We start from the raw sequence: 18,570 nt of genomic DNA, 5'->3' as shown, positions 1-18,570 counted from the left end.
GCTTCATTAAAAGCCGCCCCAGGCGGCTTTTTTGTGGCACCGTAAGTGTAAAAATAATAAGAGCTACGGAACAACAAGTTATGACAACTCCAAAAATCATCGCCAGTCGCTGGTCAAGTCGTATGGCCTTTATTCTGGCTTCGACAGCGGCCGCCGTCGGCCTCGGCAACATCTGGAAGTTTCCTTACATTACCGGCGAGAACGGTGGTGGCGCCTTTGTCTTGGTGTATTTGCTATGTATTGCCGTCATTGGTATTCCGATTATGATGGCCGAGATCATTATTGGTCGCCGTGGACGTCATAGCCCCGGTATTGCTGCACGTGAGGTAGCCGTGGAGTCAGGCCGCAGCAGTGCATGGCAAATCACGGGTTGGGTTGGCATGGCGACAGGTTTCTTGGTGCTGAGTTTCTATGCGGTGATTGCCGGCTGGGCAGCAGCTTATGTTTTTGAAGCGGCAAGTGGCACCTTTCAAAATCAAGATGTCGCCGCCATCAAAGGTGTGTTCGGTAGTTTTGTCAGTTCAGCGGAACGTTTAACCTTCTGGCATGCCTTGGTGCTGGTCGGCGTTGCCCTAGTGGTTGGTAAAGGCTTGAAAGATGGGCTTGAGCGTGCAGTACGCTGGATGCTGCCAATCATGGTCGCGTTGCTCGTTGTTATCGCTATTTATGCTGCTTCGATTGGTGATTTTGCTGCCGCGTTTAATTTTATGTTTGCGCCGAATTTTGCAGACCTGACGATTAACGGCGTACTCTTGGCTTTAGGCCATGCATTTTTTTCGCTGGGACTCGCCTCAGGCGTTGTGATCATGTACGGCGCTTATTTACCTCGCGAGACCTCTGTGGTGCAAACCACCTTGTGGGTCGCGTTAGCTGATACCGGTGTGGCTTTGTTAGCCGGCTTTGCGATTTTCCCGATTGTATTTGGCAGTGCCTTAGCACCAGAAGCAGGACCTGGGTTGATTTTCCAAACCTTGCCAGTGGCCTTTAGCTCGATGCCGGGTGGGGTATGGATTGGTACGTTATTCTTTGTCATGCTCGTTATTGCTGCATTCACCTCTGCGATTGCGATGATCGAATCTGCAGTAGCCTTCTTAGAAGAAAAATTTGAGTGGGGCCGTTGGCGCGCTACCTTTACCGCAGTTGCTACGCTATGGCTGCTCGGACAGGTCACTATTTACTCTTTTGCCGGAGCCGCTTGGACGAAGTTAGATTGGCAAGTGCCAGGCAAGAGCTTAGGCAATTGGTTTGATGTCATTGATTACGCCACGGGCTCTTTGTTGTTGCCGTTGGGAGGCTTACTGCTTGCCGTCTTTAGCGGCTGGGTAATGACACGTTCGGCCAGTCAGGATGAATTGGCCACACGACCAGGGCTGTTCCGCTTGTGGTTGTTCTTAGTACGTTGGCTTGCACCTGTGATTATCATTTTGATTTTCTTGCAGCTTATCGGTGTTATTCAGTTTTAATAATAACTAGAAAATTTGAGATTTTATTATGCGAAACTCGTCACTTTCTGCCTTTAAAGAGCCGACGCTCTGGCAAGCAGCACTGCCGCTGGTCGTGCTCATCATCGCCCTCGGAACTTCGGTCTATTTGTTTGGCGAAGACTCTTCCTATGGTCCGAACCAAATCGCCCTGTGGTGTGCAAGTGGCGTCGCGTTATTGATTGGCTTCGCCAACAATTACCGTTGGGATGATATCGAAGAGGGGATTAAAGAGGGCATTTCGGTCGCCCTGGGTGCATTGTTGATTATTCTTGCGGTGGGCTCGCTGATCGGTACCTGGTTATTGTCAGGTACCGTGCCGACCATGATTTACTATGGTTTAGATCTGCTTAATCCAAGTTGGTTTTATGCTGCTTCAACCATTATTTGCGGCATCATCGCGCTTGCTATTGGTAGTTCATGGACCACGGCCGCGACCATCGGTGTGGCTTTGATGGGCGTCGCGTCTGGTATGGGCTTATCGCCGGCAATCACCGCTGGTGCGGTAGTCTCAGGTGCCTATTTTGGTGACAAAATGTCGCCGCTATCAGACACCACCAACCTAGCGCCGGCTGTTGCAGGTAGTGAGCTGTTCGCGCATATTCGCTACATGGTGTACACCGCGGGTCCAGCCTTTATCGTGTCGATTATCGTGTTCGCTATCTTAGGCTTGAATACCGATGCCGAAGCCAGTGTCTTGCAATTAGAGCGCATGCAGCTCGAGCTTACCAATGCCTATAACATCGGCTGGGAAATGTTGGTGCCATTAGTCATTCTATTGGTGTTAGCAGCAACCCGTAAACCGGCGCTGCCGACAGTATTTTTCGGCGCTTTGCTTGGTGGTGTGTGGGCCGTATTTTTTCAGTCCGAGCTCATCACCGAGCTAGCCAGTGGCGACAGCTCCGCGATTGCTACCTTAAAAGTAGTTTGGTTAGCACTGTCGGACGGTATTACCGTTGAAACTGGCAGCGAGCAACTTGATTCACTGTTAAGTGGCGGTGGTATGTCGAGCATGCTGAACACCGTTTGGTTGATTTTAAGCGCCATGACATTCGGTGCAGTGGTCGAAAAAATCGGTCTGTTACAACGTTTAATTACCGGCCTGTTGAGCTTTGCGAAGTCCACCGGAAGCCTCATCACCAGTACCTTGTTTACCTGCTTCGGTGCCAACATTCTTACTGCCGACCAGTACATGTCAATTGTTTTGCCGGGCCGTATGTTCCGTGAAGAATATGAAGAGCGCGGCCTCGACCCGCGGGTGTTATCACGTAGCCTAGAAGATAGCGCAACCTTAACCTCAGCGCTCATTCCATGGAACACCTGTGGTGCCTTCATGATGGGTACGCTTGCCATTAGTCCATTTGAATATGCGCCGTTTGCGATCTTCAACTGGTTAACACCACTGATTGCCATTTTCTACGGCTATACCGGTATCCGCATTCTCCGTCGTGAGCCGGAACCCGTTTCTCCAACAACCCAATCGTAGAGTTGTCTGTTATGTCTAAGCAAGTCCAATACCGGAGCGCCTATCGCGCTCCGGTTTTTACTATTGATACCGTCGATTTACACCTCAAACTTGATGAGCAAGCCACCGAAGTGACTGCCACCTTAACGGTCCGTCGTTTAGCTGAAGGGCCGCTAGTGCTCGATGGTGAACAGCTGGAGTTGGTGAGTGTGCAGGTCAATGGTGTTGTTTTGAGCCCAGCAGACTATCAGTTGAGTGAACGTCAGTTGCAGCTCAATAACTGTCCAGATGTTGCTGAAGTGGTGATCGTCAACCGTATCAACCCAAGCGCCAATAGTGCACTCGAAGGCTTGTATAAATCGGGTGGGGCATTTTGCACGCAATGCGAAGCCGAAGGTTTCCGTCGAATTACCTATTATCTCGACCGCCCTGATGTACTGGCCGTGTTTACCACGACCATTGAAGCCGATGCCCGTTACACCTCGCTGTTGAGTAACGGTAACCTGGAAGCTGAAGGTGCACTAGACAACGGTCGTCATTTTGCCAAATGGCATGACCCACACCCGAAACCGGCCTATTTATTTGCCTTGGTCGCGGGTGATTTCGACCGACTGGAGGATCATTTCACCACCATGGAAGGTCGCGAAGTGTTGCTTGAGTTGTTTGTCGACAAAGGCAATCTTAGCCGTGCCCATTATGCTATGGGCGCCTTAAAGCGCGCCATGAAATGGGATGAAGAGCGCTTCGGTTTAGCCTACGATCTTGATCGCTATATGATTGTTGCTGTTGACTTTTTTAACATGGGAGCGATGGAGAATAAGGGCTTAAACATCTTCAACTCAAAATATGTTTTAGCCGACCAGCAAAGCGCTACCGACTGGGATTTTATCCATGTTGAGTCGGTCATCGGCCATGAATATTTCCATAACTGGACCGGCAACCGTATCACCTGCCGTGATTGGTTTCAGTTAAGTTTAAAAGAGGGCTTAACGGTGTTCCGCGATCAGGAGTTTAGCGCTGATTTAGGCTCCCGTGCCGTCCATCGTATTGATGCCATTCGGGTGATGCGTAGTCATCAATTTAGTGAAGATGCAAGCCCTATGGCGCATCCGATCCGACCTGATAAAGTTGTTGAAATGAATAACTTTTATACGGTCACAGTGTACAACAAAGGGGCTGAAGTGATTCGCATGTTGCACACCTTGTTGGGTGAGCAGGGGTTTCAAGCCGGCATGCAACTTTATCGCCAACGCCACGATGGTCAAGCGGTGACCTGCGAAGACTTTGTGGTGGCAATGGAAGATGCTAATCAACGTGATCTTACACAGTTTCGCCGTTGGTATAGCCAAGCCGGCACCCCAGAAGTTCGCATTGAGGAACAGTATGATGCTGAACGTCAGGTCTTAAAGCTCAAACTAACACAACAGGTGCCACCGACACCTGAGCAACCCGATAAAGAAGCAATGGTGCTGCCATTGCTCCTCAGCGCTTATAGCGAAACTGGGCAACCTATGACACTCGCCCATGCGGCCATTCAACCGCATGCGGACAGTGGTAGCGCGCTACTTGAATTGACCACGTCTGAGCTAACCCTTGAAATTGAAGGCGTGCGCGAGCGTCCTGTAGTGGCCTGGTTGGAAAACTTCAGTGCACCGGTGAAATTATACCGTACCACCGATGTGCATGATTATGCGGTGCTCCTAGGCCACGCAGCGCAAGAGGTGACGCGTTGGGAGGCTGCACAGCAAATCTACCTCAGTGCACTGCAAACCGCGGTTAAAACAGAACAGGAGGTCACCCTCCCAGAGGTTGCGATCAAAGCGCTGCGACAAGCCTTAGCTGCGCCTTTGGATAATGCGCTCAAAGCACTTATTTTCACCCCACCGAGTGCCGAAGAACTGGCCGAGTATTACCCGGACGCCATTCCATTGGCGGCGATTGAACGCGCAGTGAAGAGCTTGGCAAGCTGCCTAGCGGAAGCTTTACGTGATGATTTTTCGACAGAATTCACAAAACTAGCGCCGGCAGAGGAGGATCTGAGCGGAACAGCGATGGCAGCCCGAGCGCTACAGCAACGCTGCCTCTATTATCTTACGTTAGCCGCTCCGACTCAGTACACGGCGGTCCTGCGCGAACGTGTGCTTACGGCGCAGAATATGACCGTTCAGCAACACGCTTTGGAAACCGCTGTCCACCTTGAAGTACCAGAGGCAAAGGAGCTGTTAGAAGCGTTCGCGCAGCAATGGCAAGCAACGCCATTGGCATTGGACAAGTGGTTTGCCATTCAAGCAACCAGCGTCACTGATCACACGGTGGCGGAGGTCGAACGACTAGCCCAACACGCTTGGTTTGACTTAGGCTACCCGAACCGGGTGTACGCCTTGGTGGCGAGTTTCTGTCGCAACAGCTTACGTTTTCATCAAGCCGATGGGGCGGGGTACCGTTTCGTGCTCACGATCATTAAGCAACTCAACACGGTAAACCCACAAGTTGCGGCACGCTTAGTGACCCCATTTTTGCAGTGGCGTCGCTACGATGCCAAACGACAACAGCTACTCCGGGATTGTTTAGTAGAGTTACGAGGAATTGAGAAGTTGGCGCCTGATTTAGAAGAAAAAATCAGTCATGCGTTGGACCTCTGATCCTAACTTTTACAATAAACATGCAAAAACCTGTCATAAACATGTTCAGGCCACGTTTTTCGTGGTCTGAACACTGATTTTTACATGTAATAATCATTGAATAGCCAAGCTAAATGTCCGACAATAACCGTTGGCATAAAAATTTGTGGCACAAGCCCTGTTATGTTCAACCTCAAAATGGTTAAGGATACTTAGCATGAACTCCGTTGGCGACAGCCAGACACCCGTCATATTGCAAAAAGTGGCCGCGCTCATTCAGCAACGCGCAACCGACCGCGCAGATGTCATTGAAGACTTTGCATTCCGCATGTTCCGTAACGTAGCTCCTGATGAACTCGCACAGCGTAATGATAGTGATCTTTACGGTGCCATCATGGGTCTATGGCATAGTTTCAATGAGTACCAACCCGGCGAAAAAGCACTGATTAAAGTGTATAACCCAGATGTCGCCAGTCACGGTTGGGAATCACCGCACACCATCATTGAAATTATTCAAAGTGACATGCCGTTTATGGTCGACTCGATCCGGATGGCGTTATCACGCTTAGGGATCAATGCGCACTTGCTACTGCATTTGCCGTTAAGTCACGAGCGTGACGCGGAGCAACGCATTACCCAATTACTGAAAGCGGGTACCCGCGGTGACAACGAGGTTGATACTGTCTTCCTCATTGAGGTTGATCGCCAAACCAGTAAAGATGCTATCGCGCAGTTGAAACGCGAAATGGCATCAGTGATGGATGACGTCACCTATTCGGTACAAGATTGGCAAGCCATGCGCGAGCGTATGCAAACCATCGCTGCAGAATTAAGCGATATTAACTATCCTGGTGATGCCAAAGACCTGCAAGAAGCACAGCGCTTCTTAGAATGGTTGGCACAAGATAACTTTACCTTGATGGGCTATCGCCGCTACGACTTGAAAACCGTTGAAGGCGATCATGTGATCCGCCAACAAATCGATTCAAGTCTTGGTTTGATGCGTAAATCAGCCACCAACAAAGAACGTCTCGTGTCGTCATTGCCAGAAGCAGCGCGCGACATGACCTTCGACAATAGTTTATTGCTGGTCACCAAAACCAACTCGAAGTCACGGGTCCATCGCCCAGCATATTGTGACTATATCGGCGTAAAACGCTTCGATAGTGAGGGTAACGTGATCGGTGAAGACCGCTTCATTGGTCTTTATTCAAGTAACTTTTACAACAACAGTGCACGCGATGTGCCATTGGTCGGTGAAAAGATCCGCCGTGTGATGGAACGTTCAGGCTTTGCGCCGAACTCCCACGCTGCTAAAGCTTTGTTGAACATTCTGGAAACCTATCCACGTGATGAAGTGGTACAGGCCCATGAAGAAGACTTGCTTGAAGTCGGTATTGGCGTCTTGCAAATGCAAGAACGCGACATGACGCGCGTCTTCGTGCGCCGTGACATTTTCGGTCGTTTTGCCTCATGCATGGTGTACGTACCTAAAGAGCGTTACAACACCTTATTGCGTCAAAAGACGCAAGCCATTTTAGCGACCACATTGAACAGCAAATACGACGTGGAATTCACCACGTATTTCTCAGAATCATCACTCGCCCGCACCCATTACACTGTGCGCATAGGTGACCATGTACAGGACATCGATGTGAAAGAATTGGAACAAAATCTTATTGAAGCTGCGCGTACTTGGGAAGACAACTTCGAACGTATCCTTCGCAGTACTTTTGGTGAATCTAAAGCCAACGCTTTAAATAAGAAATATGCCAACGCGTTCCCGCGTGCATACAAGGAAGAAGTATTACCATCAGTCGCTCTTGCTGACATTCAGCAGTTAGAGGCGTTAGACAACGATCACAAATTAGGCATGTTGTTCTATCGTTCGCGCGAAGAAAATGCACAAAGTAAACATGTGCGTTTGAAGCTATTCCATAAAGACGAGCCAATCCACTTGTCTGACGTGCTCCCGATGTTAGAAAACTTCGGTTTACGTATTATTGGTGAGAGCCCGTACCACATTAAAGCCACCAATGGCGATATCTATTGGGTGCTTGATTTCCATATGTTGCATAGCAATGCGACCTTGGATCTTGAAGCCAGCCGTGACGTTTTCCAAGATGCGTTTGCCAAGGTCTGGGCTGGCCACTACGAAGATGACGGCTTTAACCGTTTGGTCTTAGCCGGTGACTTGACCGGTCGCCAAGTGGTTATTTTACGTATGTTTGCGAAATACATGCGTCAAATCGGTACCACCTTTAGCCAAAGCTATATTGAAAGTACCTTTGCCAAGTACCCAACCATCGCAACCTTGATCGTTAAGCTGTTCCACAGCAAGTTTGAGCCAGGTGTGAAGAGCCGTTCGAAGAAAATCGAAGCGCTTGAAACCAAGATCACCGGTGAATTGGATAACGTCGCGAACCTCGATGACGACCGTATTATTCGTCGTTACGTTGAGCTTATTGCTGCTGCGCAGCGCACCAACTTCTTCCAGAAAAACGCGGAAGGCAATGATAAGCCGTATATTTCGGTCAAATTCATGCCTGAGCTGGTGCCAGAAATGCCGTTGCCATTACCGAAGTACGAAATCTTTGTGTATTCACCACGCGTTGAAGGTGTTCACTTGCGCGGCGGTAAAGTTGCACGAGGTGGTTTGCGTTGGTCAGACCGTCGCGAAGACTTCCGTACCGAAGTGTTAGGCTTGGTCAAAGCACAGCAGGTGAAGAACACTGTGATTGTACCTGTGGGTGCAAAAGGTGGTTTCTTCTGTAAAGAATTACCAGAAGATCGTGAAGCCTTCTTTGAAGAAGGTAAAGAGTGTTACCGCACCTTTATTCGTGCGTTGTTGGATATCACCGACAACATCATTGAAGGGGAAGTGGTACCGCCAATCGACGTGGTACGTCATGATGAAGATGACACTTATTTAGTTGTGGCAGCCGATAAAGGAACCGCAACCTTCTCCGATATCGCTAACGGTATCTCAGCAGAATACAACTTCTGGTTAGGCGACGCCTTTGCATCTGGTGGTTCTGTTGGTTATGACCATAAGAAGATGGGGATTACTGCGCGCGGTGCATGGGAATCTGTGAAACGCCACTTCCGTGAAATCGGAGTGGACTGCCAAAACGAAGATTTCACTGCAGTCGGTATCGGTGATATGGCGGGCGACGTCTTCGGTAACGGTATGTTGCGTTCAGAGCACACCCGTTTGGTTGCAGCCTTTAACCATATGCACATCTTCATCGACCCTAATCCTGTCGATCCAAAACGCAATTACGCAGAACGTGAGCGTTTGTTTAAATTGCCGCGTTCATCGTGGACGGACTACGATGCCAGCTTGATTTCTGAAGGTGGTGGCGTCTTCCCACGTAGTGCGAAAGCAATTGAACTGACACCAGAAATGAAAAAATTGTTTGGCACGCAGAAGAAGTCTATGGCGCCAAACGATATGATCCGTGCCATTTTGACCTTGCCGGTTGACTTGGTTTGGAACGGTGGTATCGGTACTTATGTGAAGTCGAGCCAAGAAAGCGACAGCGATGTGGGCGACCGCGCAAACGATGCTGTACGTGTGAACGGTAAAGACTTGCGCACCAAGATTGTCGGCGAGGGTGGTAACTTAGGCTTCACCCAATTAGGTCGTATCGAATATGCCCGCAACGGCGGTCGTATCAATACGGATGCGATTGATAACGTGGGCGGTGTTGATTGTTCAGATACCGAAGTTAACATCAAGATCTTGTTGAACAGCGTCGTTGCACAAGGCGAGTTGACGCGCAAACAACGTGATCAGTTGTTGTACGATATGACTGACGAAGTGACACAAATCGTCTTGAAAGACTGTCACCGTCAATCACAGTCCATCTCAGTCACAGCCATTCGCGGCGCAGATCAAGTGAAAGAGCTGCAACGCTTCATTCACCACCTTGAGCGTGAAGGCCAGTTAAATCGCGCGCTAGAATTCTTGCCAGATGATGACGAGTTGGCAGAACGTCAAGCCAGCGGTAAAGGCTTTACTCGCCCAGAGTTAGCGGTGATCACTGCGTATGGCAAGATGGTGTTGAAGGACATGTTGACGGACGATGCTGTTATGGCTGACCCGTTCCATGCACGTTCGTTGATCAACGCATTCCCACAGCCGTTGCAAGAACCTTATGCAGAAGCGATGCAAGCGCACCCATTGCGTGCACAAATCATCGCCACGCGTTTGGCAAACAACATTGTAAACGACATGGGTCCTAACTTCGTGTTCCGTAAAATGGACGCGACAGGCGCAACTGCAGCTGAAGTAGCTTCAGCTTACGTGGTCGCGCGTGAATGCTTCAATTTACGCGGTTTAATGGAGCAAATTGAAGAAGGGAATAACAAGATCCCTGCGGATATTCAAAACCAAATGTTGTTCCAATTGCGCCGTGTAGTGCGTCGTTCAACCCGTTGGTTCTTGCGTCACCGCCGTCCAGAGTTGAATACCATTCAGGAACATTTGGACTTCTATCAAGCGAGCTTCGACGACCTGCGTAAGAATTTGTTGAACTACTTGGTTGATAGCGAGCGTGCCGATCTTGAAAAAGAAATCGAGCGCTTTAAGCAAGCGGGCGTACCAGCGAAGTTAGCGCATCAAGTGGCGATTTTGTCGACCTTGTTCTCAGCGTTGGATATCGCAGATATCGTTCACGATACCGAGCGAAAAGTCGGTCAAGTAGCGATGGCGTACTTCCACCTTGGTGCCAAGGTCTCACTGCATTGGTTCTTGGATCAAATCAACACGCAACCGGTGGATAACCACTGGCAGGCATTGGCTCGTGCAGCTTTCCGTGAAGAGTTGGATTGGCAGCAACGTTCATTGACCGTGAGCATGTTGAAAGGCGCTGAAAGCAAAGCCAGTGGCGATGCTATCTTGGCAGCCTGGTTGGAAGAGAACGACGTTTATGTCGAGCGTTGGTTGCACATGTTGTCAGACTTCCGTACCACGAAGAGCCATGAGTTCGCTAAGTTCTCTGTCGCCTTGCGTGAGTTGATGTTGCTTAGTCAGAACACAGCGGTGAACGGATGAGTCTCTACGGTTTAGCACGCGCTTGGTTGTTTCGACTCGATCCAGAGCAAGCGCACGATCGTTCAATGGGTATGCTAAAGAAGTATGCCCATACACCATTAGCGATGGTCTGGCGTCGAAAAGTAGCAGCTAAACCAGTGAAAGTGATGGGGTTAGATTTTCCTAACCCCATTGGTCTTGCCGCGGGGCTGGATAAAAATGGCGAGTGTGTCGATGCTTTTGCACAAATGGGCTTTGGCTTCATTGAAGTTGGCACTGTCACGCCCAAACCACAACCTGGCAACCCGAAACCCCGGTTATTCCGCATTCCTGAAAAACAAGCAATTATTAATCGCATGGGATTCAATAACCATGGTGTTGATTACTTGCTTGAACAAATTCAGCAAGCGCGTTACCAAGGTATTCTTGGTATCAATATCGGCAAGAACAAAGATACGCCTGAAGAGAATGCTGTCGATGACTATGTGCACTGCATGCGCAAAGTGTACCCACATGCGCACTACATTACAGTAAATATCTCGTCGCCAAACACGCCGGGATTAAGGGCGTTTCAACATGGCGAAGCCTTAGATAAGTTACTCGCTAGTTTGAAAAAAGAACAGGCAGCTCTGACGACGAAACATGCCCGTTATGTTCCTTTGGCAGTAAAGATAGCACCTGATCTTACCGACGAAGAATTGACCGCGATGGCACAAGCCTTCTTAAAACATGAGATTGATGCCGTTATCGCGACCAATACGACCTTGAGTCGTGACGCTGTTGCCGGCTTACCGTTTGCTGATGAAGCAGGGGGCTTAAGTGGTAAAGTGTTATTTGATAGCAGTACCCGTGTGGTACGACAGCTCGCAGCCATCTTTAATGACCGTATTCCGATCATTGCCGTTGGCGGGGTGGACTCGTATGCTGCGGCGCGCGCTAAACTCGCTGCCGGAGCAAGCTTGGTGCAAGTTTACACCGGTTTTATTTACCAAGGACCCGATTTGATTGCTGATATCGTCAATCGCTTGTAATTTGTTCAGTTCTTGGCTATTTTAATGCGCAGATAATAACGATAACGAAGGGAATTACCGTGCACGCATCACAGCATTGGCGATGGGTTTATGACCCTGAAGCAGACCAGCTCCTGGTGGAACTCGATCACGGGTTGGTGCACAAATGTCCCTACAAATCGTCGCGTTTAATCCCTTTGAATCCTATGCATGCGGCCTTCAGTATGGAAGACGCCGCCTGTTTTCAAGAGTTTTACGATATCCTGAGCACCTATGAGCTGTGGGACCCAATGTTGCTAACCCAAGCAGCGCTAAATCGTACCATTCTTGCCCATTTCGGGCGGCCACAGATGCCACAAAGTTGGTATTTTCAAAGCTGCTCTGAAACACCCAATTATCCCCTTGATGTAGGTGCTCTCGTTGAGCTGAATTCCGGCATCGAAACCGGTGTTTTCGTGATCATGGCTATTGATGACGAATTCGCAGAATGCATGTTGATCTCAAGCTCAATGACCCTTTCTGATGTGAAGGTCATGCAGCAATTTGACTCTGTTAAAGTGCTTATTAACCGCTTACAAGCGAGTCACTATCTGCAACTTCACCTCGATGATGACCACTTACGTCACGCCTAACCAATAGGTTGTGTATGTTACAACGTTTCAATTTACTGATGATCGCCACCTGTGGTGGTCTTGCTGTTGCGAGTTGCGGATCGCCTATGTCTGAATCTACCGCTTTAACCACTACGTTACGTATTATGGAAACCAGCGATGTGCATGGCCAGCTGTTGAGCTATGACTACTTCGCGAAAGCACCGAAACACGGCCAAGGCCTCGCGGCGACGGCCGCGCTCATCGCGCAAGCGCGCACCGAACAACCACTCAATATCTTGGTAGAAAACGGCGATTTAATTCAAGGTTCTGCGTTAGCAGACTACGCTGTCGCGGATTTTCCTGTCGCTCAGCAAACACATCCAATCATCGCCATGCTTAACGCGCTTGAGTACGATGTCGCGAATCTAGGCAACCACGAATTCAATTTTGGGCTTGAATACCTTGCCCAAACCTACCGTGACGCGAATTTCCCCGTGTTGAGTAGCAATGTACGTAGCACGGCTGCGACGCCAGTGGCACTTACCGAACGCTTGACGGACATCGCTTGGCTAGAACGCAGCGTGGCTCATCCGCAGCAACCCAACCAAAGCATTCCACTGCGGATCGCGGTCGTTGGCGTGTTGCCACCGCAAATTATGCAATGGGACCACCATCATTTACATGACAAAATTGCCGTCGACGATATGCTAAGCGCCGCAACCGCTGCGGTACAACGCGCGCAGCAACAGGGGGCAGATCTGATTGTTCTAGCCGCGCACACCGGCATGCCGCAAGATACCAGCAAGCCAGAAGATGATGAACAAACCGGTTGGCTGCTTGCAGGAATCAAAGGCGTTGATGCGTTGCTATTAGGGCATCAGCATAAAGTTTTTCCTGGCACTGACGTTTATGATCTATTACCAGAAGTGGATACCGAACGTGGCACCGTTCGCGGCGTACCAACGGTGCAACCTGGGGTATATGGAAGTCACCTTGGTGTCATTGATTTGCAATTACAGTATCAGGACGGCGCTTGGCAAGTGCGTGAGCACAAGGTTGCCACACGCGCTGTGATTGAAACTACCGCAGCAGTTCCCGAACTTGAAGCGCTGGTGGCGCCTGCACACGAAGCAACGCTAGCCTTTATGGAGCGTCCTATTGGCCGCACACAACAACCACTTAGCTACCAGACCGCACGTTGGCAAGCCAGTGGCGCGGTCCAGTTCGTTCAACGGGCGCAATTATGGCAAGCGCAGCAACTGCTTGCTGCGGCAGGGCTTGAGCCGCTCCCGGTATTAAGTGCTGCAGCACCATTTGATGCTGCCTTTAGCGCAGACGATAGCGCGACGGCCGTCGCCGCTGGCACTGTCACCCGTGGCGCGCTGGGTGACCTGTATCGCTACCCGAACACCTTAGACGTTGTGAAAGTGACTGGCGCGCAATTGAAAGCTTGGTTAGAGCAAAGTGCGAAAGGCTTTGTCCAGCATGAACAGGGGACCGACGATTGCTGGGCAGTGGTGAACCCGAACTTCCCACATTACAATTTTGACAGTATTTTGGGACTGAATTATCACATTGATATTCGTTTACCTGAGGGCGAGCGCGTGCAGGCCTTAACCTATCAAGGCCAACCTGTGACGGATGCACAAGCATTTTACGTTGCAACCAATAATTACCGTGCCAACGGTGGGGGCGATTTTCCAGGCTTAGATGGATCACAAACGGTACTGCGCGGTGCAGATACGTTAGGGGATATCTTATTGCGTTATATGGATGCGTTACCAGAGAAAACGTATGAAGAAAAACTAGAAAAACATTGGCAAGTGATTGGTTGCGGGGGCAGGATTTGAACCTACGACCTTCGGGTTATGAGCCCGACGAGCTACCAGACTGCTCCACCCCGCGTCCGATGAAGGGCATACTACCAAGCTTTTCGAAGAACGCAACAGACAAGGGTGTCAACTGCTGATTATTTCAGCAGATCGTGATCAACTGCTGGTTTTTACAGCAGTTCAAACAATACAGCGCGCTGTGCATAACGTATAATAGCGCGCTATAAACATGCGTTTTTATCAACAGGATCAACCAAACTTATGACCGCAACCCTGCAACTCTTTGCCACCTGTGCCAAAGGACTTGAGCCGTTACTTTTTGACGAGCTACAGCAACTTGGCCTCGATACCGTGCAACAAACCGTCGCCGGCTGTCGTTTTAGTGCCGATTTGCAAGGCGCTTATCGGGTTTGTCTATGGAGTCGTTTAGCCAGCCGTGTTTTGCTGCAATTAGGACAATGTGAAGTAGGGCGCGATCTACAACGCGTTACCGCAGCGATTGCGCAAACGCCTTGGCAAAAACACTTCGATGTCGAACAAACATTTGTGGTGAGCTTCACCGGCCAAAACCAGCAAATACGCCACACCCAATTTGGTGCGCAACTGGTGAAAGATGGGGTGGTCGATCATTTCCGTGACGCCGGACTTGGGCGCCCGAGTGTGGATCGCAACGACCCGAATGTGCGCATTCATGCGCATCTGCATCGTGAACAACTGACGTGGTATTACGATTTAAGTGGTGAGGCCTTGCACCGTCGTGGCTACCGCCTTGAGCAGGGCGCGGCACCTGTGCGTGAAACCTTAGCTGCGGCCATTGCCTTACGCGCCGGTGTTAATGGTGCCACCGACGTACTCATGGACCCATTTTGTGGTTCGGGAACCTTGCTGCTTGAAGCGGCGATGATTGTGTTAGACCACGCACCAGGGCTGCGCCGCCAACAGTGGGGGTTTGATGCCTGGTTGTTGCACGATGCAGAAGTTTGGCAGCAATTGGTTGACGAAGCACAACAACGTTTTGCCACCGCGCAAGCGTCGTCAGCGTTACAACTCATCGGTTCTGACAATGACGCACGTTTGGTTGCCATTGCGGATCAGAACGCTGCGCGTTTGGGTCTTACCGAGCGTTGCCAGTGGCAGTGCCTTGACGCGACGAAAGTCACACCACCCGAGCTTGAGGAAGGACAACAACCATTACTGTTGTGTAACCCGCCTTACGGTGAGCGCCTCGGTGAAGAGGTTGAGACCTTGCTTTTATATCGCCGTTTTGGTGCACAATTGCGCCAGCACTTTCAGCAATGGCAGGTGGCGATTTTAGCCGGTGATGAAAGCTTGTTGAAGCGCTTAAAATTGCGTAGTCACAAACGCTATAAGCTCTATAATGGCGCGTTAGACGTTATTTTGGCGCTTTATGATTTGCATAAAGAGCAAGTTGAGTTTACTCAAGAGCAATCAAGCGATCTTGCGAACCGGCTTAAGAAAAATTATCAAAAACTTGAAAAATGGGCGGCAAAAGAAGGCGTTAGCGCATGGCGCCTGTATGATGCAGATCTGCCTGAGTATAACGCTGCGGTAGATGTTTACAATGAACATCTCGTTATTCAGGAATATGCGGCCCCCAAAGACGTACCTGAAGCAGTCGCCAAGGAACGCTTATGGTATTTACTCGATACTTTGGCCGAAACCTTGCCATTTGATGCGGCTAATATGCATTTAAAAGTACGTCAGAAGCAGGCGGGCAAGCAACAATACCAGCGCAAAGAACTCCGTGAAATTACCAGCGTCGTGCACGAATACGGCGTCCAGTTTAAGGTGAATCTTAGTGATTACCTTGATACGGGGTTGTTCCTCGATCATCGTTGGGCGCGCCGCGAACTCGGTAAACTAAGCGCGGGAAAAAGCGTGCTCAACCTTTTTGCCTATACCTGCAGTGCCTCGGTACATGCGGCACTGGCCGGCGCGCGAGATGTTACGTCAGTCGACCTTTCAAAAACTTATTTGAAGTGGGGCGAAGATAATTTCCGTCTCAATGGCATTCCGTTACGACCTCATGCCTTTGTCCAAGCCGACTGCTTGCAATGGTTGCAACAACAGCGGCCACAGCAGCGCTATGACGTGATCTTCCTTGACCCTCCAACCTTCTCGAACTCGAAGCGTATGCTCGATGTACTGGATGTGCAGCGTGATCATGTGCAGTTACTGAAGCTGGCGGCACGACTGTTGAAAGATGATGGTGTGATTTTATTCTCCAACAACAAGCGCAAGTTTAAGTTGGACGAAGAGGGCTTACATGAAGCGTACTTACGCGCGGAAGATTGGACCCAACGCTCCATTAGTACTGACTTTAGCCGCCATAAAGGCATTCACCACCTGTTTAAGGTCACCCTCGCAGATGGCTGATTTTTATTTACTAAGTAAACCCAATTGCGGGCTGTGCGATGAAGCCTTGGCATTGCTGCATCGGCTCGATTTAGAGCAGCCGATGCGCCTGCATTGGGTTGATATTAGTCAACAACCTGAATTATGGGACGAGTATGCGTTGCTCATCCCCGTGTTAGTGCGCGCCAAAGATGACGCTGAGCTGCGCTGGCCCTTTGGGGAACAACTGATGGAATTTGTGACAGCATGACGGTTTTACGTGTACAACAAGCGCAATTGGCGTTCGGTCGCGAGCCGATTTTGGATCATGTGGATCTCGTGATCGAAGCCGGTGAACGCCTGTGTTTAGTCGGTCGTAATGGCGCGGGTAAATCAACCTTACTTAAAGCGATTGCAGGTGATATCCAACTCGATGACGGTGTCATTCAAACGGTTGGTGACACCGTGGTGGCGCGCTTGCCGCAAGATCCACCTCCGAATCTTGAGCAAAGCGTTTATGACTATGTTGCTGAAGCTTTAGCCGGTACTGGTGATGTCTTAAAGAAGTACCATGATGTTTCGCTGCAGTTAACAGCGGCACCGGATGATGGTGCGTTACTGGCACAGTTAGCCAGTTTACAGACACAACTTGAAGCCGTTGACGGTTGGCAATTGCAAACCCGTATCGAGCAAACGTTAACCCGCTTGGGACTGGAAGAGAACACCTCGATGGCAACCTTGTCGGGGGGCTGGTTGCGACGGGTCGCGTTAGCACGTGCGCTGGTGGTTGACCCAGACTTATTGTTGCTTGATGAGCCCACCAACCACCTTGATATCGACATGGTGCGTTGGCTTGAATCGATCTTGTTGGAATTCCGCGGTGCGGTGTTGTTTATCAGCCACGATCGGATGTTCATTCGGCATTTGGCGACCCGCATTATTGATCTTGATCGCGGTCAGTTAGCTTCGTTTCCAGGTGACTACGATAGCTACTTGGTGAAAAAACAAGAGCTTCTCGAGATTGAAGCGAATCAAAACGCCGAGTTCGATAAGAAGCTCGCGCAAGAGGAAACCTGGATCCGCCAAGGCATTAAAGCCCGTCGTACCCGCAACGAAGGCCGCGTGCGGGCATTGCAAGCACTGCGCAAGGAGCGTCAACAACGGCGTGAACAGCAAGGCTCGGCGCGTCTCGCGGTGCAAGAGTCGGGGCGCTCAGGTAAGCTGGTATTTGAAGGCGAACAGGTGTCACTGAGCTTTGCCGAGAAACCTATTCTTGATGACTTTAATTTGACCCTTCAGCGGGGCGATAAGATTGCACTCGTAGGGCCTAACGGTTGTGGCAAAAGTACCTTGATCCGCATCTTGTTAGGACAACAAGCTGTCGATAGCGGCAAGGTAAAGCTCGGTACCAACCTCGAAGTGGCGTATTTTGATCAGCACCGTGCCAAATTAGATCCGGAAAAGTCTGTCGCTGATAACGTCGGCGATGGCAAACAAGATGTCACATTTAATGGGCGTACCCGTCATATTCTAAGTTACTTACAAGATTTCTTGTTTGCACCGCAACAAGCACGTACACCGGTGCATGCATTATCCGGAGGGGAGCGTAACCGGGCACTGCTTGCCAAGCTGTTTCTACAGCCAAGTAATTTGTTGGTGCTGGATGAACCGACCAACGATCTTGATATCGATACCTTGGAGCTGTTAGAGCAAATCGTTACTGACTATCAAGGTACGGTCATTTTAGTAAGTCACGATAGGGAATTCGTGAACAACACGGCAACCAGCATTTTGTTATTTGAAGGTGAAGGGAAGGTCACAGAAATAGTCGGTGACTTTAACGATGTTGAGCATTATTTGTCGCAACAAAAATCAGTGGGAACTAAACCTAGCCCGAAGCAGTCAGAAAAGCCGGTGAATAAGGGTTCAGTCCAACCTAAGAAAAAGTTATCCTACAAGCTTCAACGTGAACTTGATATGCTTCCGGAGCACATTGAAGCATTAGAGACTGAGCAAGAAGAGCTTCAAGCTCAAGTGAGTGATCCCGCGTTTTATAACCGGCCTCATTCTGAAACGGGGCCCGTTTTAGAGCGCTTGTCAGCTATTGAGAACGATCTCATGGTGGCGTTAGAGCGCTGGGATGAGCTCGAAAATTTACAACAAGAGAGCAGTTAA

10 protein-coding genes and 1 tRNA gene are annotated in these 18,570 nt (G+C 49.9%); 10 read left to right on the top strand and 1 reads right to left on the bottom strand.

The window, feature by feature from the left end:
* Positions 1 to 80: 80 nt before the first annotated feature.
* From G535_RS0111555 to G535_RS14110, 7 genes are all read left to right on the top strand, one after another.
* Positions 81 to 1,463 carry a sodium-dependent transporter gene (locus G535_RS0111555; protein ID WP_026862203.1) on the top strand — a complete coding sequence of 461 codons (1,383 nt, stop codon included), beginning with the start codon at positions 81 to 83 and terminating at the stop codon, positions 1,461 to 1,463.
* A 28-nt stretch (positions 1,464 to 1,491) separates the two neighbouring features.
* A complete protein-coding gene (nhaC, locus tag G535_RS0111550) occupies positions 1,492 to 2,967 on the top strand; it encodes a Na+/H+ antiporter NhaC (RefSeq protein ID WP_026862202.1) in 1,476 nt (491 codons plus the stop codon).
* 11 nt (positions 2,968 to 2,978) lie between these two features.
* Positions 2,979 to 5,588, top strand: coding sequence for an aminopeptidase N (gene pepN / locus G535_RS0111545; protein ID WP_034728102.1), 2,610 nt, complete (start codon positions 2,979 to 2,981; stop codon positions 5,586 to 5,588).
* A 196-nt stretch (positions 5,589 to 5,784) separates the two neighbouring features.
* Positions 5,785 to 10,626, top strand: a complete 4,842-nt coding sequence (locus G535_RS0111540) for an NAD-glutamate dehydrogenase (protein WP_026862200.1) — start codon at positions 5,785 to 5,787, stop codon at positions 10,624 to 10,626.
* The gene (locus G535_RS0111535) at positions 10,623 to 11,636 is read left to right on the top strand and encodes a quinone-dependent dihydroorotate dehydrogenase (RefSeq protein WP_026862199.1); all 1,014 of its coding nucleotides are present in this window, start codon (positions 10,623 to 10,625) and stop codon (positions 11,634 to 11,636) included. The genes G535_RS0111540 and G535_RS0111535 overlap by 4 nt, the downstream gene beginning before the upstream one ends.
* Positions 11,637 to 11,695: 59 nt before the next feature.
* A complete protein-coding gene (locus tag G535_RS13580; protein ID WP_051207188.1) occupies positions 11,696 to 12,247 on the top strand; it encodes a cell division protein ZapC domain-containing protein in 552 nt (183 codons plus the stop codon).
* A gap of 86 nt (positions 12,248 to 12,333) precedes the next feature.
* Positions 12,334 to 14,058 (top strand): bifunctional 2',3'-cyclic-nucleotide 2'-phosphodiesterase/3'-nucleotidase, encoded by a 1,725-nt coding sequence (locus G535_RS14110; RefSeq protein WP_157981183.1) that lies wholly within the window; start codon positions 12,334 to 12,336, stop codon positions 14,056 to 14,058.
* On the opposite strand, the gene G535_RS0111520 is transcribed toward G535_RS14110, so the two are convergent.
* Positions 14,037 to 14,113: transfer RNA gene (locus G535_RS0111520), tRNA-Met, on the bottom strand. The two genes, G535_RS14110 and G535_RS0111520, sit on opposite strands and share 22 nt — an antisense overlap.
* A 188-nt stretch (positions 14,114 to 14,301) precedes the next feature.
* On the opposite strand from G535_RS0111520, the gene rlmKL reads away from it, so the two are divergent.
* From rlmKL to uup, 3 genes are read left to right on the top strand one after another with little or no spacing between them, the layout of a single operon-like run.
* Entirely contained in the window at positions 14,302 to 16,437 is a 2,136-nt protein-coding gene (rlmKL, locus tag G535_RS0111515) for a bifunctional 23S rRNA (guanine(2069)-N(7))-methyltransferase RlmK/23S rRNA (guanine(2445)-N(2))-methyltransferase RlmL (RefSeq protein WP_026862198.1), read from the top strand.
* Positions 16,430 to 16,666: a glutaredoxin family protein gene (locus G535_RS0111510; RefSeq protein WP_026862197.1), complete on the top strand. Its 237-nt coding sequence runs from the start codon at positions 16,430 to 16,432 to the stop codon at positions 16,664 to 16,666. The genes rlmKL and G535_RS0111510 overlap by 8 nt, the downstream gene beginning before the upstream one ends.
* The gene (gene uup / locus G535_RS0111505; RefSeq protein ID WP_026862196.1) at positions 16,663 to 18,570 is read left to right on the top strand and encodes an ATP-binding cassette ATPase Uup; all 1,908 of its coding nucleotides are present in this window, start codon (positions 16,663 to 16,665) and stop codon (positions 18,568 to 18,570) included. Before G535_RS0111510 ends, uup begins: the two co-directional genes overlap by 4 nt.

It is taken from the genome of Pseudidiomarina sediminum DSM 21906 (assembly GCF_000423165.1).
In the GTDB taxonomy this organism is placed as follows: Bacteria; Pseudomonadota; Gammaproteobacteria; order Enterobacterales; family Alteromonadaceae; genus Pseudidiomarina; species Pseudidiomarina sediminum.
Note: the sequence above shows the minus strand (reverse complement) of the source record. Positions and strands in the feature narration are given on the sequence as shown.